Raw genomic sequence first — 22310 nt, forward strand, 5'->3', positions numbered from 1 at the left:
CTGATGAACGGATCTGTGACATCTGAGATCGCTTGACGAGTGTCAGGCTGGAAGGATGTTGCGGTGCCCAAGCCCTATCCCCGCGAGTTCCGTGAGGACGTCGTCCGGGTCGCCCGGAACCGTGGTCCTGGTGTGACGCTCGCGCAGATCGCCACCGACTTCGGGGTCCACGAGATGACCTTGTCGAAGTGGCTGCGTGCCGCTGATGTCGAGGACGGCGTGAAGCCCGGCGTCGCCACCGATGAGGCCCGTGAGATCCGCGAGCTGAAGCGTCGCAATCGGCTCCTGGAGCAGGAGAACGAGGTGCTGCGTCGGGCTGCGGCCTACCTGTCGCAGGCCCAGCTACCGGGAAAAGGCTCTACCCGCTCGTGAGAGAGCTCGCCGCGACCGGTGCCCCGATCCGGGTGCCGGTCGCGGTGGCGTGCCGGGTGCTCAAGCTCCACCGCCAGCACTACTACGCCTGGCTCGCCCAACCGGTCACCGACAGCGAGTACGAGCAGGCCTACCTGGCCAACGCGATCTTCGACGCTCACCGCGAGGACCCCGAGTTCGGCTACCGGCTGCTCTTCGACGAGGTCACCGATGCTGGGCACCTCGTGTCCGAGCGGACGGTGTGGAAGATCTGCTCGGCCAACGAGTGGTGGTGCGTGTTCGGCAAGAAGCGCCGCGGGAAGAAGGGCCTGCCCGGCGCGCCCGCGCACGACGATCTGGTCCGCAGGCAGTTCACCGCGGCCGGCCCGAACAAGCTCTGGCTCACCGACATCTCAGAACATCCGACCGCGGTCGGGAAGCTCTACATCTGCGCGGTCAAGGATGTGTGGTCCAACCGGATCGTCGGCTACTCCATCGACTCCCGGATGACCTCACAGCTTGCGGTCGACGCCCTCGAATCTGCCGTCGCCCGCCGTGGCGGCACCGTGGCCGGCTGCACGCTGCATTCGGACAGGGGCGGACAATTCAGGAGCAGGAAGCTTCAGCAAGCGCTGTGGCGTCACCAGATGGTCGGTTCGATGGGCCAGGTCGGTTCAGCCGGTGACAATGCCGCGATGGAGAGCTTCTTCAGCCTCCTGCAACGCAACGTCTTGGACCGGCGCAAGTGGACCGACCGCGAGGACCTCCGCATCGCGATCGTGACCTGGATCGAGCGGACCTACCACCGCCGCCGACGCCAAGCCCGACTCGGTCGATGGACCCCCATCGAGTACGAAGCCATCATGACGATGCTGGTCGATCAGGCCGCGTAACCGACTGTCACAGATCGGTGCAGCAGCCCCGGTCCCCGACAAGCCGCGATCGGTCGTTTTCGGAGTCGCACGTCCTGGCCGGCAACCTTTCGACGCAACCAAGCTCTATAGCTTCAGCCAGGTCACCCTCGTTCGGACTGTAGACGACCTCCAGTCCCGAGGCAATGAGGTCTACGTCGTCCCGATTGCAGACGCCTTGGACTAGGGCGGGGTTCCCTACGCCCGGCACTATGGAGCCATGGCCGCGTACGAGAGTTGGGCGAGCAGCCCGGAGGCTCGCAAGGTCATGCAGGGCAACAGGTCTCGCGACACCGCTCCGGAGTTAGCCGTACGCCGCCTGCTCCATGCCGCGGGCCTGAGGTACCGCGTTGGCCATCGGCCAGAGCGCTCCCTGAGACGAACAGCCGACATCGTCTTCACCAAGCAGCGCATCGCCGTCTTCATCGACGGCTGCTACTGGCACTCCTGCCCGGAGCACGGCACGACTGCCCGCGCCAACGCAAGCTATTGGTCCGAGAAGCTCGCCCAGAACGTCGCACGAGACGCCGACACCACGAGTCGACTTGAAGCAGTTGGCTGGGTGGTGATGCGGTTCTGGGAGCATGAGGATCCGACGCAGGTCGCGGCGGCGATCAGAGCGGTGCTTCGCAACTCTCCAACCAGTCGATCTTGAGCAGGTCGGCTGAGGCGACTTGTCGTCGTGCGAAATCAGATCCACGATGCGCCCGACACCCCAGCCAAGCCGCCGTTCTCAGGTCACTGCGATAGATCTCGCCGTAGGCTCCTTAACTTTCGCGATCGCGAGCCGACCCATCAGGTATGCCATTAGCGTGGCGCTGACACCCGCGAGAGGAACGAAATGCCGTCAGTGACCGAGGAGATACATCAACTCCTCCCGGTTGGTTTCGACCTGGCCAGCACAAGCACGACGAAGTTCGATCCACTTCGGGACCATCTCGCCACCGCTCTCCGTCTCGACCCGGACAGTGTCTACACGTCGGGCGCAAGCAGCCGCGCATCGAACATCCCGATCCGCCTGAACCAAGGAAAGGCGCAGTACACTCACTTTCGGCTCGGCGTCTTCGTGCTGGGCACCGACGAGTTGGCACTCGCGTCAAAGCACATCCGCGCTCAGGTTGAGAAGAACTTCGACGCAATCCTCCTGATCATGCGTGGGCCCGATGGCGTCTTCGACCCTGCTGCGTACGCCGTCCGCGAGGGCGATGTGCTCGAGAACCAGCTCAAGGAGCTGTTTCCGATGGCCCAAGCACATGTCCAGGTCGTAGACGCCGTTGCTGCTGAGCTGAGCGGGGATCTGACACCACCCGTCGAGGCTGACGCGTCGGTTCAACCTGTGGACCTCATGCAGCTCAGCGCATTGGAGGAAGCCTGCAACGAGGCCGGGCTCGAGGTTCCGCAGGCGGTTGTCATCTCCTGCCTAGCCGCTCTTCGTGCGGGCAAGCACCTGCTGCTGACCGGACCGCCCGGGACGGGCAAGACCAGTCTCGCCGCTGCGCTTGCTGACGCCGCGTACAAGCATGGAGTCAGTCGCGGCGTCGTCATGACAACGGCAACGTCCGACTGGACGTCCGTCGACACGGTCGGCGCATACCGCATGACACGGTCCAGCGCGCTGGAGTTCCAACCTGGACTGATTGTGGAGGCAATCAAGACCGGTAGGTGGGCGATCGTCGACGAGTTCAATCGGGCGGACATCGACAAGGCGATCGGTCAGCTCTTCACCCTGTTGTCCGGCTCTGAAGTGGTCCTTCCGCATGAGGTCGAGGTTGACGGGGACTTCAGGCGGCTGGTGCTCGTCCCTGAAGGCGTCTCCCTACCAGCGGACATGGAATGCGTCGTCGTCAACCGTTCTTGGCGCCTGCTCGCCACTATGAACGACTCTGACCTCGATCTTTTGTTTGATGTGTCGCAAGCACTCAAGCGGCGGTTCGCTGTTGTCAACGTTCCCCCCTTGCCGCCGGAGCGGCTCGCGGATCTCCTAGCGAAATTTCCCACCGGTAGCAGCTCATCGGACACCCTGCTCAAGTCAATGGCGAGAGCCGGCGTGATCCAACTGGGGCCAGCACTCTGGATCGACCTTGCCCGATACGTTGCCCAGCGCCTTGAGATCCATCAAGAGGAAGGGCTCTCCTTCGATGATGAGCTGGCGATTTCTGAGGGCGCGGCGTTGATCTTCGGGCCTCAAGGAGTCGCGGCGGAGGCCGTTGGAGCGGCACTCGTGGCGGCGCGTTCCGCTATCCCGACGGGCGATTCAGCCGAGTGAGCTCTCGGTGGAATCGCAGCGAAGCCATCACCGAGCTGCAGCGCGAACTCCATTGGTTTCTGTCCAGTGCCGCTGTGCATTCGCACTTGCCGACTCTCGTAGACGAGCTGTGGAGCCTGCCGCATGGTTTCCGGCAGCGCCTGCTCGCCGCTCATTTGCTCGCGCACGTGCGCACGAGGACCGCGCTTCGTGACGCGTCCGAGGCGCTACGACGGCTGCCTCCCAGGGCAATCCGCCGCGTTGAGGAAACTCGGGGCTACGTTGCCGGCCCGGTGCTGTGGGAGCGAACGGCCGTGCGCCGTCTCGCAACAGCAGATCCGACCATGTTTGTCAGCCAGCCGACGCGCCGTTCCTGGGATACGCCAGCTACAGCGCTGATCAAGACATGCCTTCTGCGCCTTCAATGGTTGCTCGCGCTCTACCCACCGGAAGGGAAGACCGGGATCTCTGTTGAGATCCGTGAAGTCTCCGCCCTTCTTCAAGCGCTGCAAGCAGACCGGAAACTGCGTGGGGCATCGCAGCATCCGCCGAATGCCGCCGTCCGCGAGGCGATCCTGAAACGTATGCCAGGCGTGACCGCCCTTGCAGAGATCAGCGACGCAGCGCAGGCCATCCTCAGTGGCGGAGAGCCCGACTGTCTTGCTGAGGCATTGATTGGGAATGTATTGGCCCCCGGTCGTGACGACCAGCTATTTGAACTCTGGACCGGACTGACCATCTTGAGTCGCTTGCGCGACCTCGGGGCCACGGTGATCACCGCACCCTGGGACGCGTCAGCGGGCGTGCACCAGTTCGCACGGATCGAGCTCGCAGGTCGGGTCCTCATAATGGAATGGCAGCGCAGCTACTGGTCGACGCCAGTGTTCACCGGCCCTGGCCGCTACGCCGTGTCCCTCGCGGCAGCTAGCCTCGACGCCGCCTCACTGCGTCCGGACTTCCTTATCTACGACCTGGACGGCACCCGAGCAGTCCTCATCGAAGTCAAGTTCTCAGCACGCGAAGAACACACTCCTGACCGTGCAGGCATCGTCGACTGCCTGGCCTACCAACACGACCTTGAGTCCGCGTCTGCGCGGCCTCCGACGGTGGTCGCACTTGTCATCGCAAGCGCCAGCGCAGCCGAGCCGGCGACCGGTGACATCTGCATCGCCGATCCCGGATCGCTTCGCGCCAGCGACGTGGTTCTAGAGCAGCTTCTGGGTGTCAGCTCGGACTCACACTGACCACATACTCACGAAGACTGTCGATGAAGCCATCCGCGAACCTCAGGTTTCCCCGCTCAGCGCGCGACAGGAATCCACTCGCCGCCCGATGCGACAGCGGCTTCAGAGGAAGATTCAAGAACTTCCTGATGTCGAAGGGCTCCGCGAATGGTTGGGTACTAACATTGGCACGCCAAGAGCGGCCAGCATGACCAAATGCGGCAATGGGCCAGCGTGGCCCCCTGAACTCCTCGCCCATCCGTTCCGAGTGGACTTCGCCCGGGTTGAGAAGCCGCCTTCCGACCCATGCGCTCATCGGCACGCATACCGCGTTGCCAACCTGCTTCCAGCGCTGCCCGGAAGCGTTGCCCGTACGCGCCGAACTCGCGGATCCCATGACAGTCCAGTCCGTGGGGAAGCCCTGCATGCGCTCAGCATCCTCGATCTGGGGAGTGCCAAACTCGCCAGTACTCGGGTACCAGATCGCAGGAGGCGACGGGATCCCTAGCCCAGACCCTCCCTTGATCGTCGGCACCGCGCGATGAGCCCATCCCAATCCGCGGAGGCCCTCGGTCCAATAGAACCCGTAGGCGTCGTCCCGGTCCACTGCTCCGACAGAGTCATCGAAGCCAGCTTCGGGACCTGCGTCATCAGCGAATAGCACCGTGCGTGGGTCATGGTTACGGCTCGCCAGGAAAACGATCCGTTGACGACGCTGCGGCAACCCGAATGCGCGAGCGTCGACGATGCGATATGCCCACCGGTACCCGCGGGCCTCCACCGACTCGATGAGGTGTTTGAGCCCGTTGCCGCGGTCGAGGGAGAGCAAGTAGCTCACATTCTCCAGCAGTAGCCACTCAGGGCACGACACAGCGGAATCGAGGAGGCGCCAGATCTCCGCGACTAGCCCGGACTGCTGCCCGTTGATGCCGGTCTTCCGGCCGGCCTGACTGATGTCAGTGCAGGGAAATCCTGCTGCGACTAGGTCTACGGACGGGAGTGAGTCGAGCTCACGGACGTCACCGACGACCTCGACACCAGAGAAGTGCGAACGCAGAACTCTCTGCGCAGCGGGATCCCACTCGCACAGCAGCTCGGCACGGTGACCCGCGTCGTGCAGACCCTTCTCGATGCCGCCAACCCCAGCAAACAGGCCGGCAACGCGGAGACCACTCATCGCAGAAGCCCCGCTACCGCTGCATAGGCGAGGCGCGAGGGAACGGCGTTCCCGATCATCTTCTGGAGCGCGCCACGCTTCGCCACGCTTCTGAAGGTGAACCAGTCGGGAAAGCCTTGGAGACGAGCTGCCTCATGAGGCGTCAGCGTTCGGCGCTCAAGGGGGTGAACGAATCTCCCTTGACCAGTGCTACCGAAGCCTGAGGTGATGGTAGGCGCGGGTCGATCGCCATGCATTCGGCCGTAGACGGAAACGTAGCTGTGAGGCTTCAAGCGGTGACAGTCAGGCCGCTCCTCATTCGGTAGGTCCCACAACTGGTTGTCGAAGAGGAAGTTAATGCGTCGTTCGTTGAGCTCCGAGTGCTGCGCCGCTGTGTCATAGATCCCTCCCCCGGGGCGGACGCCCAAGTCACCGATAGCGTCCATGACGGTGCGGACCGGACTACCGAAGTCGCTCTGCAGCTGAGCGAGAGTGGGGGCGCCAGCAGGCGACAAGGTCGCCAGCAGAAGGTGGCGACGGCGTGACTGAGCTGCACCAAAGTCCGTAGCAGTCAGAATGGCCGTCTCGACCGCGTATCCCGCAGCACGGAGCGATTCCGTAGTCCGTCGGACGACTCCGGTCTTGTCATGCGCTACTCCCGGTACGTTCTCGATCAAGACGTGTTGCGGGCGTACGACTTCGACAAATCGGGCCATGCGGAGATACAGCGCGTTACGCGGGTCGGCTCTCCGCGTGTGGTTGTTCAGGTCGCTGTGGCCCTGGCACGGCGGGCCGCCCATCACGACGTCGAGCCCCGCAAGCTGCTCCGCCAGCCTGCGTTCGTTGCGGGTGTAACTGGACCCGAGTTCGCCATCGACGAGTTCTTCGATGGGACCCGAGTGCAGCTTCGCTTCCGGAAAGTTGTCGCCGAATACGCCCAGCGCGTCTTCGTTGTTGTCCGCGGCAAGAACATGAACTGCTCTGTGACCGGTGGCGCGGGCTGCCTCATGCGCGCCAACTGACAGTCCGCCGCATCCGCTGAACAGGTCAGCAATCGTAAGTGGAGTTCCAGCCGCCTCGATGTTGCGCTTCCTCCTGAGCCACAGGTCGTTGAAGAGCGCCCCGAGATCGGCGCCAACGGGCAGTCGGTCAAGGCCCCGCGCCGGTTCAGCTGTCGTGACGCTAGTGCCCCCGCGCAAGATGAGGGAGCGTCGGACGGACTCCCCCGCGATCGAGAACTGCTCAGCCCGAAGCGGCGCCTCGTCGAGGTATTGAGACGCGACAGATGACATGGGTGTGATTCTAGATCGAACCGGTGACAGTTTCGAGTTGACGCACAACCTCGCTGCCGGCCTTGAGCCTCACGTACCGGCTCCGGTCGCGGACCCGTCCCCCACCAGTCCCCCATAGCCACGGACGACCGACGGCACGCCTGACCGGGAAATGAAAGAAACCCCAGGCTGACCTGGGGTTTCTCTAGTGGAGCGTAGGGGACTCGAACCCCTAACCCCCTGCTTGCAAAGCAGGTGCGCTACCAATTGCGCCAACGCCCCGGGTGGGTCAGGCCCTGCGGACCGGGTCCGTGACCGACGACCAGGCGGCCTGCTCGGCCTTGCTCTGGTCGAGCTTCCGCTTCGCGACGACGATGCCGGCAGCGGCCAGTGCGATCAGGATCAGCTTCTTCATCATCGTCCCTTCATGAAAAACCCCGGTCCGCGTGATCGCGTCCGGGGCCGTTCCGTGCGCCTAGGAGGACTTGAACCTCCGACCCCCACATTATCAGTGTGGTGCTCTAACCGTCTGAGCTATAGGCGCGAGTGGCCGGCCTCAGGGTGGAAGCCCCGTTGGCCGAACCGAGGTGAAACATTACCGGTCCCTCACCCCAACGAAGAAATCGCCGGGGTCAGTTGTCCTCGGCCAGGGTGACCTCGATGCCGCCGATGAGCGCCGCCGCCATGTTGTAGAGGAAAGCCCCCAGCGTGGCGACGGCAGTCAGCAGCACCACGTCGATGACCGAGACCACCATCGTGAAGCCCAGGACCCGCGACGTGCCGAGGTAATCCTTGACGTTGAACGAGCTGGACTCGCTGCCGACGATGTCCTGGACGGTGCGGTTGACCGAGTCCCAGACGCCGGCCGCCGACAGGACGCCCCAGACGATCGTGACGGACACGATCATCACGATGCCGAGCGCCACCGACAGCAGGAACGCCGTCTTCATCACCGACCACGGGTCGATCCGGGTCAGCCGGAGCCGTGCCCGACGCGGACCGCGCAGGGCCGCGTTCGGCGTCGCGGTGGTCGGGGCCGTCGCGCTGCGGCGGGCCTCGTCGGCCGCGGACGCCAGCTTCTCCTGGACGCGCTTGGTCAGCGGCCGTACGGCGGTGTCCTCACGACCCGTGTCGGTTCCGGGACGTTCCGTCATCAGCCGTCAGCTCCCTCGTTAGGCGACTCGTTCGCCTCGATTGTTGCATCCGGCTCAACCACAGCCTCACCGACGACGTCGGCGACGGGGGTCTGGCCGTCCACCTCGTCCTCGAGCTCGTCCTCGTCGCGTGCCTCCACGGAGCGGGCGACCACGGCGACCGCGTCGCCCTTCTTCGGGGCGACGAACTTCACGCCCTGGGTCGAGCGCCCGGTGGGCCGGAAGTCGGCGTTGATGGGCGAACGGACGACCTGTCCGGCCGTGGTGATCGACAGCACCTCGTCGCCGTCCCTGACGATGAAGGCACCGACCAGCCCACCGCGGTCCTCGTTGGCCAGGGCCATCGCCTTGATCCCCAGGCCGCTGCGGGACTGCAGTCGGTACTCGGAGATCCGGGTGCGCTTGGCGAAGCCGCCGTCGGTGATCGTGAAGACGTACTGGACGTCCTCGGCGCGCTCGTCCTCGGCATCCTCGTGGGCGACGTCCTCGGCGCGGATGACCGACATCGAGAGCAGCGAGTCGCCCTCACGGAACTTCATGCCGGTGACGCCGGAGGTGGCGCGGCCCATCGGTCGCAGCTGGTCGTTGCCGGCCGGGAAGCGGATCGCCTGACCCTTGCGGCTGACCAGGAGGATGTGGTCCTCGTCGTTGACCAGCTCGGCGCCGATCAGCTCGTCGTCCTCCTCGCGGAAGTTGATCGCGATGACGCCGGCCTGGCGCGGGCTGTTGTAGTCCGCGAGCCGCGTCTTCTTGACCAGGCCGGAGCGGGTCGCGAGGACGAGGTACGGGGCCTGGTCGTAGTCGCGGATCGCGAGCACCTGGGCGATGTTCTCGTCCGGCTGGAAGCTCAGCAGGCCGGCGACGTGACCACCCTTGGCGTCGCGGGACGCCTCGGGCAGGTTGTACGCCTTGGTCCGGTAGACCCGGCCGGCGGTGGTGAAGAAGAGCAGCCAGTGGTGGTTGGTCGTCGAGATGAAGTGCTCGACCACGTCGTCACCGCGCAGCGAGGCGCCGCGGACGCCCTTGCCGCCGCGCTTCTGCGTCCGGTACTGGTCCGAGCGGGTGCGCTTGGCGTAGCCACCGCGGGTGATCGAGACGACCAGGTCCTCATCGGGGATGAGGTCCTCCATGGAGAGGTCGCCCTCGGCCGCGATGATCTGCGAGCGGCGCTCGTCGCCGTACTTCTCGACGATGCCCTCGAGCTCCTCGATCACGATCGAGCGCTGGCGCTCGGGACGCGCGAGGATGTCGAGGTAGTCGGCGATCTCGAGCTCGATCTCGGCGAGCTGGTCGATGATCTTCTGACGCTCGAGGGCGGCCAGTCGACGCAGCTGCATGTCGAGGATCGCGTTGGCCTGGATCTCGTCGATCTCCAGGAGCGCGATGAGGCCCTGGCGGGCGTCGTCGACCTCGGGGGAGCGGCGGATGAGCGCGATGACCTCATCGAGGGCGTCGAGCGCCTTGACCAGGCCGCGGAAGATGTGGGCCCGCTCCTCGGCCTTGCGCAGTCGGAACTCCGTCCGGCGCCGGATGACGTCGATCTGGTGCGTCACCCAGTTGCTGATGAACTGGTCGATCGAGAGCGTGCGCGGCACCGAGTCGACCAGGGCCAGCATGTTGGCGCTGAAGTTGGTCTGCAGCTCGGTGTGCTTGAGCAGGTTGTTCAGGACGACGCGTGCGACGGCGTCCCTCTTCAGCACGATGACGATGCGCTGCCCGACGCGCGACGAGGTCTCGTTGCGGACCTCGGAGATGCCCTGGACGCGACCGCCGTCGGCGAGCTCGGCGATCTTCACGATCAGATTGTCCGGGTTGACCATGTACGGCAGCTCGGTGATGACGAGCATCGTGCGGCCGGACTTGTCCTCGTCGACCTCGATCACCGCGCGCTGGGTGATGGAGCCGCGGCCCGTACGGTAGGCCTGCTCGATGCCCGAGCGGCCGACGATGAGCGCGCCGTTGGGGAAGTCCGGGCCCTTGATCCGCTCGATGAGCGCGTCCTGGAGCTCCTCGCGGGTGGCGTCGGGGTGCTCCAGCGCCCACTTGGCGCCGTCGGCGACCTCCCGCAGGTTGTGCGGCGGGATGTTGGTCGCCATGCCGACCGCGATGCCCGCGGAGCCGTTGACCAGCAGGTTGGGGAAGCGCGCCGGCAGGATCGTCGGCTCCTGCGTCTTGCCGTCGTAGTTGGGCACCATGTCGACGGTGTCCTCGTCGATGTCGCGCACCATCTCCATGGCCAGCGGCGCCATCCGGCACTCGGTGTAACGCATGGCGGCCGCGGGGTCGTTGCCCGGCGAGCCGAAGTTGCCCTGGCCGGCGACCAGGGGGTTGCGCATCACCCACGGCTGGGCGAGGCGGACGAGGGTGTCGTAGATCGCCGAGTCGCCGTGCGGGTGGTAGTTACCCATCACGTCGCCGACGACGCGGGCGCACTTGTTGAAGCCGCGGTCGGGGCGGTAGCCGCCGTCGTACATCGCGTAGAGGACGCGGCGGTGCACCGGCTTGAGGCCGTCACGCACGTCGGGCAGCGCACGACCGACGATGACCGCCATCGCGTAGTCGATGTACGACTGCTGCATCGACGCCTGCAGCTCGATCGGCTGGATGCGACCGCCCGCGGCGGGAGTAGGAGTCTCAGTCATCAGATATCGAGGAACCTAACGTCCTTGGCGTTGCGCTGGATGAACGATCGGCGGAGGTCGACGTCCTCGCCCATCAGGATGGAGAAGATCTCGTCGGCCTGGGCGGCGTCCTCGAGGGTGACCTGCAGGAGCACCCGCTGGTCGGGGTCGAGGGTGGTCTCCCACAGCTCGTCGGCGTTCATCTCGCCGAGACCCTTGTAGCGCTGGATGGGCGCCTCGCGCGGGAGCTTCTTGCCCTGGGCGAGACCGTCGGCCATCACCGCGTCGCGCTCGGCGTCGGAGAAGACGTAGTCGTGCTCGTGCGGCTTGTTCCACTTGATCCGGTACAGCGGCGGCTGCGCGAGGTAGACGTGGCCCGCCTCGATCAGCGGCTTCATGAAGCGGAACAGCAGCGTCAGCAGCAGCGTGTTGATGTGGTGGCCGTCGACATCGGCGTCGGCCATCAGCACGATCTTGTGGTAGCGCAGCTTGGCGATGTCGAACTCGTCGTGCACGCCGGTGCCGAGCGCCGAGATGATCGCCTGCACCTCCTGGTTGGCCAGGACCTTGTCGATGCGCGCCTTCTCGACGTTGAGGATCTTTCCGCGGATCGGGAGGATCGCCTGGATGCGGTTCTCCCGGCCCATCACGGCCGAGCCGCCGGCGGAGTCACCCTCGACGATGAAGACCTCGCACTCCTCCGGGTTGCGCGAGGAGCAGTCCCGCAGCTTGCCGGGCAGCCCACCGCCGCCGAGCACGCCCTTGCGCGTACGGGCGAGGTCGCGGGCCTTGCGCGCCGCGATCCGGGCCGTGGCCGCGGCCATCGCCTTGCGGATGATCTCCTTGCCCTCGTTCGGGTTCTGCTCGAGCCAGGCACCGAGCTGGTCGTTGACGACCGACTGGGTGAAGCCCTTGGCCTCGGTGTTGCCGAGCTTGGCCTTGGTCTGGCCCTCGAACTGAGGCTCGCTGATCTTGAGGCTGATGATGGCGGTCAGGCCCTCACGGATGTCGTCACCGGTGAGCCTGTCCTCCTTCTTCTTGATCAGGCCCCACTCCTCGCCCCAGCGGTTGATCAGGCTGGTCAGCGCGGCTCGGAAGCCCTCCTCGTGCGTGCCGCCCTCGGGGGTGTTGATCAGGTTGGCGAAGGTGTGGACCGACTCGTTGTAGGAGGAGGCCTGCCACTGCATCGCGAGCTCGAGGCTCATCGCGTTGTTGGCCTCCGGACCGGTCTCGGCCTCGAAGGAGATGATCGGGGAGAGCGGCGTACGGCGCTTGTTGAGGTGATCGACGTAGTCGACCAGCCCGCGCTCGTAGTAGAAGACCTGCTCCAGGCCGGTGCCGCTGGCGTGGATCACGTCCTCGGCCGGGGTGGTCGCGTCGAGGTCGACGTCGAGGTCCGCGTCGACGGCGGCCGCGATCTCCTCGGCCTGCGGCCGGTTGTCTCGCAGCTCGATGCGCAGGCCCTTGTTGAGGAAGGCGCGCTCGCGGAAGCGCGTCGAGATCGTCTCGAGGCTGTAGTCGGTCGTCTCGAAGATGTCGGAGGAGGCCGACCAGGTGACCGTGGTGCCGGTCTGCTCGCCGTCCTCGAGCGGGCGGACCTGCCGCAGCGGGTAGTCCGGGACGCCGAGGCTGAACTCCTGCTCCCACAGGAAGCCGCGGTTCTTGATCTCCAGCTTGAGGTGCGTCGACAGCGCGTTCACCACGCTGGAGCCCACGCCGTGCAGACCGCCGGAGACCTTGTAGCCGCCGCCGCCGAACTTGCCGCCCGCGTGCAGCACGGTCAGGGCCAGCGTGGCTGCCGGCAGCTCCTGACCGGGCGCGGTGTCGGTCGGGATGCCTCGCCCGTTGTCGGAGACGCTGACCGAGTTGTCGGCGTTGAGGGTGACCTTGATGGTGTCGCAGTAGCCCGCGAGCGCCTCGTCGACGGAGTTGTCGACGATCTCCCAGATCAGGTGGTGCAGACCGCGTTCACCGGTGGATCCGATGTACATACCCGGCCGCTTGCGGACCGCCTCCAGGCCCTCGAGGACCTGGATCGCCGACGCGTCGTACTCGACGCCGTTGGGCGGGGTGGGGGCATCTTGGGACACGTTCACCTCTGGTGATGGAGTGCGGGGCATGCAACGGGTCGACCCAGCACCTTTGTCGGTGGTCGACCCAAGTCGTCAGTCTACCCGCCAGGGCCCTCTACGAAACGGTCGAGCAGCAGAGAACCGCCGAAGTGACGCGAAAAATGCCTCTGTACGCCGTTTCTTGGCACTTTCGCGGCCCTATTGGGGCATCGCCTGAGGCCCTATACCTCTCGACGGCCGTCAGATCGCCAGATCCGGACCGCTGACGGCCCTCACCCGTAGGTGTCGCGCGGGCCCCGTCCACCACGGACCGAGCGCGGGCCCTTCTTCCACGTCGGAACGTTCGGACCGAGCACCTCGATGACGGTGACGGTGCCGTGGCCGAGCTCCTCGTTGAGCCGCTTGACGAGGGTCGGGGCGAGCAGCCGCAGCTGCGTGGCCCATGCCGTGGAGTCGGTCCGGACGACCAGCCTGCCGTCCGCGAACGACTCGGGCTGGCAGTGCTGGGCGATCTCATCGCCGACGATCGCGGGCCAGCGCCCGAAGACCCCGTGCACGCGCAGCGACAGGTCCCAGCCGTGGTCGCCGACCAGCCGCTTCAGGGTCGCATCGAGCAGCTGCGGGTCGCGCTCGTCGGGGTGCGCGCCTGAGACCCGGCCCTTGCCGGTGCGCGGGCGCCACTTGCTGTCCGCACCGGTGGAGCGGCGACGGGCGGGCTTGCCGCCGATGCGGGCGACCGCCCGGGTGAAGGCGCGGGCCAGGTCGAGGCCGTCGGGGTCGTGCTCGGGCGCCTCCGGGGTCGGCCCAGAGGTGGGCCCAGAGGTGGGCCCAGAGGTGGACCCAGAGGTGGACCCGGAGGTCGAGCCTGTCGAGACCGGCGCGGCCTCGCGCTCCGGCTCTGCGTCGTCACTGCTCACGGGTCACCTCGCCCCCGGCGACCCGGTAGCGGGCGCCCTCCAGCGCCTTCGGCACGTCCTCGGCCACCGCCGCGGTGACCAGCACCTGCTCGGCGCCGGCGACGAGGGAGGCCAGCTGCTCGCGGCGCTCGGCATCGAGCTCGGCGAACACGTCGTCGAGGATGAGGATCGGGTCGTCGCCGTCGGCGCGCAGCAGGTCGTACGAGGCCAGTCGCATCGCGAGCGCGAACGACCAGGACTCGCCGTGGGAGGCGTACCCCTTGACCGGCAACGGCTCCCCGCCGGCGTGCCCACCACCATGGCTCAGGGTGCAGAGCAGGTCGTCGCGGTGCGGGCCGACCAGCGAGACGCCGCGATCGAGCTCGTCGCGCTGGCGCCGGGCCAGCTCACCGAGCAGCGCCCTCTCCAGTCCCTCGGACGTCACCGCCCGCACTCCGGTCTCCGGGTCGAGGAGCTCGAAGCTCGGGCGGTACTCGATCCGCGCGTCCTCGCGGGTGGCACCGCGTGCGACGGTCTCGTACGCCTTGCCCAGGTAGGGGCGCAGCGCCTCCACCAGAGCCAGCCGTTCGGCGAGGATCTCCGCGCCGGTCCGGGCAAGGTGGTCGTCCCAGACGGCAAGGGTGGAGAGCACGTAGTCGTCGGGGGCGCGGCGTCCGCCCGATCGCCCGGACTTCAGCAGCGAGTTGCGCTGCTTGAGCACCCGGTCGTAGTCGGCGCGCACGCCGGCGAGCCTGGGGGAGCGGAGCACCAGCAGGTCGTCGAGGAAGCGGCGCCGGTCGGACGGATCGCCCTTGACCAGGGACAGGTCGTCGGGGGCGAAAACGACGGTGCGGACGATGCCGACCAGCTCACGCGTACGGGGGAGCGGCGAGCGGTTGATCCGGGCCTTGTTGGCGCGACCGGGGTTGATCTCGATCTCGAGTGTGGCGGTGCGGCCGTCGCGGACCACCGCGGCCCGTACCACCGCCTGATCGGCGCCCGCGCGCACCAGCGGCGCGTCCGAGGCGACTCGGTGCGACTGCAGTCGTGACAGGTAGTCGATCGCCTCGATGAGGTTGGTCTTGCCCTGGCCGTTGCGTCCCACGAACGCGGTCACGCCCGCCTCGAGCGGGACCTCGACGCCCGGGTAGGAGCGGAAGTCGTGCAGGGAGAGGTGCGAGACGTACACCCGGCCCCTCCTCCTCGCCTGTCCCGGCGACCGCCGGCACCAGAGAACCTTATGGTGCCGCGCGGCCGACGTCGTCCCCGCGACCCCGATCAGGCCGGGGTCGCGCGGACGTGGCGGACGATCAGGCCTCGGACTCCGAGATGACGGCGTGGCCGCCGAAGCCGTTGCGCATCGCCGCGATCGCCTTCATCGCCGGGCTGTCGTCCTGGCGGGAGACGAAGCGGGCGAACAGGGACGCAGAGATGGCCGGCATGGGGACGGCGTTGTTGATGGCGGCCTCGACGGTCCAGCGGCCCTCGCCGCTGTCCTCGGCGTAGCCGCGGATCTTGTCCAGGTGCTCGTCGGCGCGGATGCCGTCGACCAGCAGGTCGAGCAGCCACGAGCGGACGACCGTGCCGGTGCGCCACGAGGCGAAGATCTCCGGGACGTTGTCCACGATGTCGACCTTGTCGAGCAGCTCCCAGCCCTCGGCATAGGCCTGCATCATCGCGTACTCGATGCCGTTGTGGACCATCTTGGCGAAGTGGCCCGCGCCGGGCGTCTCGCCGCAGTGGACCAGGCCGTCCTCGGTGCCCTCGGGCTTCAGCGCCTGCAGGGCCGGCATGACCTTCTCGGCGTCGGTGGACTTGCCGCCGTACATCAGGGCGTAGCCGTTCTGCAGGCCCCAGACGCCGCCGGAGACGCCGCAGTCGACGAATCCGATGCCCTTCTCGGCCAGCGAGGCGGCGTTGGCCGCGTCATCGGTGTACTTGGAGTTGCCGCCGTCGACGACGAGGTCGCCCTCGCTGAGGAGCTCCTTGAGCTCGGCGATCGTGGAGTGGGTCGGGTCGCCGGCCGGGACCATCACCCAGACCACCTTGGGCGAGGGCAGCGCCTCGACCATCTCGGCGAGCGAGGCCACGTCGGAGATCTCCTGGTTGCGGTCGTAGCCGACGACCGTGTGGCCGGCGTTGCGCAGGCGGGTGCGCATGTTGCCGCCCATCTTGCCCAGGCCGATGAGTCCGATGTCCATGGAACTTTTCCTCTCGAGAGTCGGGGAGCGCTCTTCCCCCAGCAAACCAGGGAGGCGGGTGGCTGGGGAAACAGCCGCGGGTCAGGAAAGCAGGCGGCGCGGCATCAGCAGGTAGCGGAAGCCGAGTGCGGTGGATTCCTCGTCGCGACCGCTGATCACCACGGGCTTGGAGGCCTGGGTGAACGCGAGCTCGACGGTGTCCTGCTCGAGGGCGGTCAGGCCGTCGAGCAGGAACTGCGGGTTGAAGCCGGTCGTGAGGTCGTCGCCGTTGACGGCGGCCTCGATGGCCTCGGAGGCCTGTGCCTCGTCGCCCGAGCCGGCGTCGAGGGTGAGCTGGCCGTCGGCGAAGGCCATCTGGACGGCGGTGTTGCGCTCGGCGACCAGCGCCACGCGCTTGACGGAGTCGATCAGCTCCTTGCGGTCGACGACCGCCGTGGTGAGGTGCTCGTTCGGGAAGAGGCTGCGCACCTTCGGGAACTCGCCGTCGAGAAGACGCGTGGTCGTACGGCGCACGCCGCCGGCGGCCGCGCCCTCGAAGCCGATGATGCCCTCGCCGGTGCCGGAGGAGGAGAGCGCGATCGAGACCTCGGAGCCGCTGGTCAGCGATTTGGCGGTCTCGGCGAGCACCTTCGCCGGCACCAGGGCCGCGACGGTCTCGTCGGGCGTACGCGGGTTCCAGGACAGCTCGCGCAGCGAGAGTCGGAAGCGGTCCGTGGCCAGGAGCGAGATCGTGGAGCCCTCGATCTCGATCCGGACGCCGGTCAGCACGGGCAGCATGTCGTCCTTGCCGGCGGCGGTGACGGCCTGCGTGACCGCCTTGGCGAACTCGGCGCTGTCGACGGTGCCGGTCGCCGTCGGCATCTCGGGCAGCGTCGGGTACTCGTCGACCGGCATGGTCTGCAGGGTGAAGCGGGCGGAGCCGCACGTCAGCGAGACGCGGGCACCGTCGATGGCGAAGTCGATCTGCTTGCCGGAGGGCAGGGCACGACTGATGTCGGCGAGCATCCGGCCGCTGACGAGCGTCTTGCCGTCCTCGACGACGTCGGCGCTGAGCGTGGCGCGGGCCGAGGTCTCGTAGTCGAAGGTCGAGAGCATGAGCCCCTCGCTGCTCGCCTCGATGAGAAGGCCGGAGAGAACGGGGCTGCTGGGCCGGACCGGAAGGCTGCGGGCAGCCCAGGCGACGGCATCCGCGAACACGTCGCGGTCGACGCGGAACTTCACTTCTGACCAGTCCTTGCGAGGTTGGCTTGCTTGGGAACTGCATCCTGCCATGCCGGGGGTGAGCGCGTCAGGGCCGGGGATCCCGCCCGCTCGCCGGGTGAGGCGTGATCCACAGGTCGGGGCCCAGGAGGGGTTCGACGAGTGATCGGCATGTCTGTAGTTCCGAGTGAGTAATAGCGTCGGTGGAAACTGTGGAGGAACGGCGTTTCCGCAGGTCGCGCGGAGCAATCACAACTCACAGGGGTTGTGCAGTCGGCTGGGGAGACACGAGGTCGGCTGTGGGGGAACACAAGTTGTTGTGGTGCGGCCCGCGGCCGCCCCGCATCTCACCACGGTGTAATTCATTTGTTCGACGGGTGGTTGTCCACAGGCTCCGGGCCGCGGATCCTGTCGTACGCCGGTGCACGGATCCCGTCGAACGCACCTCACGCGAGGGTGAGCGTGACCTCGATGTTGCCGCGGGTCGCGTTGGAGTACGGGCACACCTGGTGGGCCTGCTCGGCCAGCTCCTGGGCGGTCGCGGCGTCCACGTTAGGGAGGCTGATCTCGAGCTGCACGGAGAGGCCGAAGCCACCCTGGCCGTTGTCCCCGATCGAGACGTCGGCGACGACCTCGGAGTCGGTGGTGTCGGCCTGGGCCCGGCCGGCGACCATCTTGAGGGCGGAGTGGAAGCAGGCGGCGTACCCGGCGGCGAAGAGCTGCTCGGGGTTGGTCGCGCCGCCGGCGCCACCCATCTCCTTCGGCATGCGGACGTCGAGGTCCAGGAGTCCGTCGGTGGACTGGACGTGGCCGTTGCGGGCGTCTCCGGTCGAGGCGGCCGATGCGGTGTACATGGGAGTTGTCATGTCCACGACCATATTGCGCGCAATCTAATAACGCAAGAGGTAGGATCGGCGTCGTTATGACCGGCTATCCGCAGCTCAAGCTCGACGCCCAGCTCTGCTTCCCGCTCTACGCCGCCACCAGGGCGGTCACCAGGAGGTATGCCGAGCTGCTCGAGGGCACCGGGCTGACCTATCCCCAGTACCTCGTGGTGCTCGTGCTGATGGAGCGCGAGCAGCCGACGTCGGTGGGCGACCTGGGCGCCGAGTTGCGACTCGACTCCGGAACGCTGACGCCCTTGCTCAAGCGGCTCGAGACGGCCGGTCTCGTACGTCGCGAGCGCGACCCCGAGGACGAGCGCCGCGTGCTGATCGAGCTGAGCGATGCCGGCTGGGCCCTGGAGCAGCGGCTCGCCGAGATCCCGGAGCGGCTCCTGGCCGCGATGAAGGTCAGCGTCCCCGAGGCGATCGGCCTGCGCGATCAGCTCAACGCGCTGATCACCAACCTCGACCAGACCGGCGACTGACGCCACCGGGCGCCTCGCTCAGCCCTGGCGGGCCTGCATCTTCACGCGGTTGGTCAGCTCGGACACCTGGTTGAAGACCGCACGCCGCTCCTTGAGCAGCTGGTTGATCTTGCGCTCGGCGTACATCACCGTGGTGTGGTCGCGACCACCGAAGTGCTTGCCGATCTTCGGCAGCGAGTCGTCGGTCAGCTCACGGCACAGGTACATCGCGATCTGACGCGCCATCACGAGGTGCCGGCCTCGGGACGGGCCGGTGAGCTCGCCGATGTCGAGGCCGAAGTAGGCAGCGGTCTGCCCGATAATGAGGGCCGCGGTGATCTCCGGGTCGCCGCCCTCGGGGATGAGGTCCTTCAGCACGATCTCGGCCAGGGTCATGTCGACCTCCTGGCGATTGAGGTTGGCGAAGGCCGTCACCCGGATCAGCGCGCCCTCGAGCTCGCGGATGTTCGTCTGGATCTTGCTGGCGATGAACTCCAGCACGTCGGCCGGCGCCTTGAGCCGCTCCATCGCCGCCTTCTTGCGGAGGATGGCGATGCGGGTCTCGATGTCCGGCGGCTGCACGTCGGTGATGAGGCCCCACTCGAACCGGTTGCGCAGCCGGTCCTCGAGAGCCTCGAGCCGCTTGGGCGCGCGGTCGGAGGTCAGCACGATCTGCTTGTTCGCGTTGTGCAGCGTGTTGAACGTGTGGAAGAACTCCTCCTGGGTCTGGGTCTTGCCCTCCAGGAACTGGATGTCGTCGATCAGCAGCACGTCGATGTCGCGGTACTTCCGCTTGAACCGGTCCTGCCGGTCATCGCGGATCGCGTTGATGAACTCGTTGGTGAACTCCTCCGAGCTCACGTAGCGGACCTTCGCGCCGTTGTAGAGGCTGCGGACGTAGTGGCCGATCGCATGCAGCAGGTGCGTCTTGCCCAGACCGGATTCGCCGTAGACGAGCAGCGGGTTGTACGCCCGCCCGGGTGCCTCGGCCACGGCGACGGCGGCCGCGTGCGGGAAGCGGTTGGACGATCCGATGACGAACGTCTCGAACGTGTACTTCGGGTTGAGTCGGCTCTCTCCGGTGGCGCGCTCGGGTGCGGACGGCGCCTCGTGCCGCGGCGGCGGGAGCGTCACTCCCCCGCTGTTTGTCGACATATCGATATGTGTATTGATCTGCTTTTCGACGACCACGGGGGTCGGCTCGACCGCCGGCGCTGCCGCCGGCTCGGGGGGAAGGTCCTCGAGTTCCGGCTTCACGATCGCGGCGATCCGCATCTCCTGGGCGAAGGCGTTCGACAGCGCGTCCTCGAGCTCGGGCCGCAATCGGCCCTCGAGCTGGTTGCGGGTGAAGTCGTTCGGCACGGCGACCAGCACGGTGGTGCCGTGCATCGCCTCCGGGACACAGGCCGAGAGCCAGGCGCGCTGGCTCGGCTGCAGATCGGCGACGATGCGCTTCCACGCCAGGTTCAGCTCGTCCTGCTGTCCTGCGTCGGAGGGCGTCTCCACTGCTGTCCACCTTCCGCGTGAGTGCTCTCACTCGTCGTCTGTTGTCGTCCGTCCACAGCTCTATCCACAAGTTGTGAACCGTGGTCTGGTCCTGTGGAAAAAGCCCACCAAGACACGTCGCCGCGACTGTCTTTCGACCTGTTTCAGCAGGTCATGAGAGGTGATTGGCAGAAATCGTCTGCCGCAACCATCCCCCAAGACGTGGTCGCCGGCCGTTGGCGGGGAACCTCGGTAGACGCCGAACCTAACGCCGGGCGTCGCGCAGGGGCAACCCGTCATCCACAGGTCCGGGCTAACCACATCGATGTGGTTTCGGGTAGAAGTCGCGCGGGTTTGACCCTGCTTCTCGCCAACGCGTACCGTTAACCGGTCGCTCGCACAAGCCTTTGTGCTGTGCGAAGGCCCTGATACCTAAGCGAAAGAGACTGAGCTCGTGAGCAAGCGTACGTACCAGCCGAACAACCGTCGTCGCGCCAAGACGCACGGCTTCCGCCTGCGCATGCGCACCCGCGCTGGCCGCGCGATCCTGAACGCGCGTCGCCGCAAGGGCCGCAAGGAACTCGCGGTCTGAGGTCGGCCCGGCTGACCAGCCGTGCTGTCCCGCGCGCACCGATTGACCGACCCGGACTCGTTCCGGGTCGCGGTGCGTCAGGGGCGCCGAGCCGGAACGTCCCGTCTGGTCGTGCACCTGTGGCACGACGGCGGGCCGGATCCGGCTCGTGTCGGTTTCGTGGTCAGCAAGGCCGTCGGCCCGGCTGTGATCCGCAACCGCGTGAAGCGACGCCTCCGGCACATCGCCCGGGAGATCATCACCGACCTCCCGGGCTCTGCTGTGCTCGTCGTACGCGCGAATCCTGCGGCCGCTGAGGCCACCTTCGAGGAACTGAGCGCCGATCTCGGCCGTTGTGTGCAACGGGTGATGTCGTGAAGCTCGTTCTGATCGGTCTGTTGAAGGCCTACCGGCTGCTGATCAGCCCGCTCTACGGGCAGGTGTGCCGGTATCACCCGTCGTGCTCGGCGTACGCGCTGCAGGCGGTCGAGCGCCATGGCGCCCTGCGCGGCTCCTGGCTCGCTGCGCGCCGGCTCGGCCGCTGCCACCCCTGGGCGGCCGGCGGCTACGACCCGGTGCCGGAGCGCACCACCCCTTCTTCCCGCCACTTCGCGGGCTAACTCGATACAAGGAGCCTGATCCGTGGGCGATTTCCTCGGCACCATCGCAACACCGCTGTACTGGGTGATCTCCGCCATCCTGCTGTTCTGGCACCGAGCCATCACCCTGGTCCTCTCCCCCGACAACGGGTGGTCCTGGGTGCTGGCGATCGTCGGCCTCACCGTCACCATCCGCGCGCTGCTGATCCCGCTCTTCGTGAAGCAGATCAAGTCGTCGCGCAACATGCAGCTGATCCAGCCCAAGGTGAAGGAGCTGCAGAAGAAGTACGGGCACGACCGCGAGCGTCTCGCCCAGGAGACGATGAAGCTCTACAAGGACACGGGCACGAACCCGTTCGCGTCCTGCCTGCCGCTGCTCATCCAGATGCCGATCTTCCTGGTGCTCTTCCGGATCGTGAACAAGGCGGCCCACGACGAGGCGAGCGGTGTGCTCTCCGCCTCGGACGTCCACAGCTTCGCCAACGCCAAGATCTTCGGCGCCCGCCTGGCCGACACGTTCAACGGCACCGACGACATCTCCGTCCGCATCCTGGCGGCCGTCCTCGTCATCGCGATGTGTGCGACCACCTTCTTCACGCAGCGCCAGCTGATGGCGAAGAACATGCCCGCCGAGGCGATGCAGGGCCAGTACGCCCAGCAGCAGAAGATCCTGCTCTACGTCCTCCCCTTCGTCTTCGCGATCTCCGGTATCGCCTTCCCGATCGCGGCGATGCTCTACTGGACGACCTCGAACCTGTGGACCATGGGCCAGCAGTTCTACGTGATCCGCAACAGCCCGGCTCCCGGCACGCCGGCGGAGAAGGCGAAGATCGAGCGCGATCGCGAGAAGGCCGCCCGCAAGGCCGCCCGCCACGGTGGCGTGGTGCCCCCTGTCGAGACGACGGAGGCGGCCCCGACGACCGCCCCTGAGGCCGACCGGCGCCCGGCTGCCCGCCAGCAGCCGAAGAAGCAGACCCGCAGCCAGCGCAAGAGCAAGTAGTGCTGA

Annotated in this window: 21 protein-coding genes and 2 tRNA genes; 9 read left to right on the forward strand and 14 right to left on the reverse strand. The window is 66.9% G+C overall.

Annotated elements, in window-relative coordinates; genetic code table 11:
- Positions 1–63 precede the first annotated feature (63 nt).
- From ACZ5L9_RS06900 to ACZ5L9_RS06915, 4 genes are all read left to right on the forward strand, one after another.
- A protein-coding gene (locus ACZ5L9_RS06900) for an IS3 family transposase (RefSeq protein WP_464535463.1) occupies positions 64–1244 on the forward strand; the annotation gives its coding sequence in 2 pieces (ribosomal slippage) (positions 64–348 and positions 351–1244; 1179 coding nt in all).
- Positions 1245–1482: 238 nt separating this feature from the next.
- Entirely contained in the window at positions 1483–1917 is a 435-nt protein-coding gene (locus ACZ5L9_RS06905) for a very short patch repair endonuclease (RefSeq protein ID WP_464535465.1), read from the forward strand.
- Positions 1918–2103: 186 nt separating this feature from the next.
- The gene (locus ACZ5L9_RS06910) at positions 2104–3528 is read left to right on the forward strand and encodes an AAA family ATPase (protein WP_464535467.1); all 1425 of its coding nucleotides are present in this window, start codon (positions 2104–2106) and stop codon (positions 3526–3528) included.
- A 323-nt stretch (positions 3529–3851) separates the two neighbouring features.
- Positions 3852–4751 carry a hypothetical protein gene (locus ACZ5L9_RS06915; protein WP_464535471.1) on the forward strand — a complete coding sequence of 300 codons (900 nt, stop codon included), beginning with the start codon at positions 3852–3854 and terminating at the stop codon, positions 4749–4751.
- Here the strand turns inward: ACZ5L9_RS06915 and ACZ5L9_RS06920 are convergent.
- The 13 genes from ACZ5L9_RS06920 to ACZ5L9_RS06980 all read right to left on the reverse strand — a co-directional run bounded on the left by ACZ5L9_RS06920 (position 4732) and on the right by ACZ5L9_RS06980 (position 18167).
- Positions 4732–5907, reverse strand: coding sequence for a DNA cytosine methyltransferase (locus ACZ5L9_RS06920; RefSeq protein WP_464535475.1), 1176 nt, complete (start codon positions 5905–5907; stop codon positions 4732–4734). The two genes, ACZ5L9_RS06915 and ACZ5L9_RS06920, sit on opposite strands and share 20 nt — an antisense overlap.
- A complete protein-coding gene (locus tag ACZ5L9_RS06925) occupies positions 5904–7178 on the reverse strand; it encodes a DNA cytosine methyltransferase (protein ID WP_464535477.1) in 1275 nt (424 codons plus the stop codon). The genes ACZ5L9_RS06920 and ACZ5L9_RS06925 overlap by 4 nt, the downstream gene beginning before the upstream one ends.
- A 188-nt stretch (positions 7179–7366) precedes the next feature.
- A tRNA-Ala gene (locus ACZ5L9_RS06930) sits at positions 7367–7439 on the reverse strand.
- A 7-nt stretch (positions 7440–7446) separates the two neighbouring features.
- Positions 7447–7575, reverse strand: a complete 129-nt coding sequence (locus ACZ5L9_RS06935; protein WP_464535479.1) for a DLW-39 family protein — start codon at positions 7573–7575, stop codon at positions 7447–7449.
- A 52-nt stretch (positions 7576–7627) separates the two neighbouring features.
- Positions 7628–7701 (reverse strand) — tRNA-Ile (locus tag ACZ5L9_RS06940).
- Between the two features lie 88 nt (positions 7702–7789).
- Positions 7790–8311: a DUF3566 domain-containing protein gene (locus tag ACZ5L9_RS06945; RefSeq protein ID WP_464535481.1), complete on the reverse strand. Its 522-nt coding sequence runs from the start codon at positions 8309–8311 to the stop codon at positions 7790–7792.
- Positions 8311–10953 carry a DNA gyrase subunit A gene (gyrA, locus tag ACZ5L9_RS06950; protein WP_464535483.1) on the reverse strand — a complete coding sequence of 881 codons (2643 nt, stop codon included), beginning with the start codon at positions 10951–10953 and terminating at the stop codon, positions 8311–8313. Before gyrA ends, ACZ5L9_RS06945 begins: the two co-directional genes overlap by 1 nt.
- Positions 10953–13052, reverse strand: coding sequence for a DNA topoisomerase (ATP-hydrolyzing) subunit B (gene gyrB / locus ACZ5L9_RS06955; protein WP_464535485.1), 2100 nt, complete (start codon positions 13050–13052; stop codon positions 10953–10955). Before gyrB ends, gyrA begins: the two co-directional genes overlap by 1 nt.
- A gap of 224 nt (positions 13053–13276) precedes the next feature.
- Complete coding sequence (locus ACZ5L9_RS06960; protein ID WP_464535487.1) at positions 13277–13921, reverse strand: DciA family protein; 645 nt, start codon at positions 13919–13921, stop codon at positions 13277–13279.
- Complete coding sequence (gene recF / locus ACZ5L9_RS06965; protein ID WP_464535489.1) at positions 13911–15089, reverse strand: DNA replication/repair protein RecF; 1179 nt, start codon at positions 15087–15089, stop codon at positions 13911–13913. Before recF ends, ACZ5L9_RS06960 begins: the two co-directional genes overlap by 11 nt.
- Positions 15090–15210: 121 nt before the next feature.
- The gene (gnd, locus tag ACZ5L9_RS06970) at positions 15211–16101 is read right to left on the reverse strand and encodes a phosphogluconate dehydrogenase (NAD(+)-dependent, decarboxylating) (protein ID WP_464535491.1); all 891 of its coding nucleotides are present in this window, start codon (positions 16099–16101) and stop codon (positions 15211–15213) included.
- 81 nt (positions 16102–16182) lie between these two features.
- Complete coding sequence (gene dnaN, locus ACZ5L9_RS06975; RefSeq protein ID WP_464535493.1) at positions 16183–17322, reverse strand: DNA polymerase III subunit beta; 1140 nt, start codon at positions 17320–17322, stop codon at positions 16183–16185.
- A 425-nt stretch (positions 17323–17747) separates the two neighbouring features.
- On the reverse strand, positions 17748–18167 hold the full coding sequence (locus ACZ5L9_RS06980; protein ID WP_464535495.1) for an organic hydroperoxide resistance protein: 420 nt from the start codon (positions 18165–18167) through the stop codon (positions 17748–17750).
- Positions 18168–18223: 56 nt separating this feature from the next.
- Here ACZ5L9_RS06980 and ACZ5L9_RS06985 point away from each other — a divergent pair, with 56 nt between their 5' ends.
- Entirely contained in the window at positions 18224–18670 is a 447-nt protein-coding gene (locus ACZ5L9_RS06985) for a MarR family winged helix-turn-helix transcriptional regulator (RefSeq protein ID WP_464535497.1), read from the forward strand.
- Positions 18671–18688: 18 nt separating this feature from the next.
- Here the strand turns inward: ACZ5L9_RS06985 and dnaA are convergent, their stop codons facing one another.
- Complete coding sequence (gene dnaA, locus ACZ5L9_RS06990) at positions 18689–20155, reverse strand: chromosomal replication initiator protein DnaA (protein WP_464535499.1); 1467 nt, start codon at positions 20153–20155, stop codon at positions 18689–18691.
- A 433-nt stretch (positions 20156–20588) separates the two neighbouring features.
- On the opposite strand from dnaA, the gene rpmH reads away from it, so the two are divergent.
- The 4 genes from rpmH to yidC are packed head-to-tail and all read left to right on the forward strand — an operon-like array spanning position 20589 to position 22304.
- Positions 20589–20726, forward strand: a complete 138-nt coding sequence (gene rpmH, locus ACZ5L9_RS06995) for a 50S ribosomal protein L34 (protein ID WP_225286692.1) — start codon at positions 20589–20591, stop codon at positions 20724–20726.
- A 21-nt stretch (positions 20727–20747) separates the two neighbouring features.
- Positions 20748–21083, forward strand: a complete 336-nt coding sequence (gene rnpA / locus ACZ5L9_RS07000) for a ribonuclease P protein component (protein WP_464535502.1) — start codon at positions 20748–20750, stop codon at positions 21081–21083.
- Positions 21080–21325, forward strand: a complete 246-nt coding sequence (yidD, locus tag ACZ5L9_RS07005) for a membrane protein insertion efficiency factor YidD (protein ID WP_464535504.1) — start codon at positions 21080–21082, stop codon at positions 21323–21325. The genes rnpA and yidD overlap by 4 nt, the downstream gene beginning before the upstream one ends.
- A 22-nt stretch (positions 21326–21347) precedes the next feature.
- The gene (yidC, locus tag ACZ5L9_RS07010; RefSeq protein WP_464535506.1) at positions 21348–22304 is read left to right on the forward strand and encodes a membrane protein insertase YidC; all 957 of its coding nucleotides are present in this window, start codon (positions 21348–21350) and stop codon (positions 22302–22304) included.
- Positions 22305–22310 lie beyond the last annotated feature (6 nt).

The organism is Nocardioides sp. JCM 18998, from assembly GCF_055391535.1.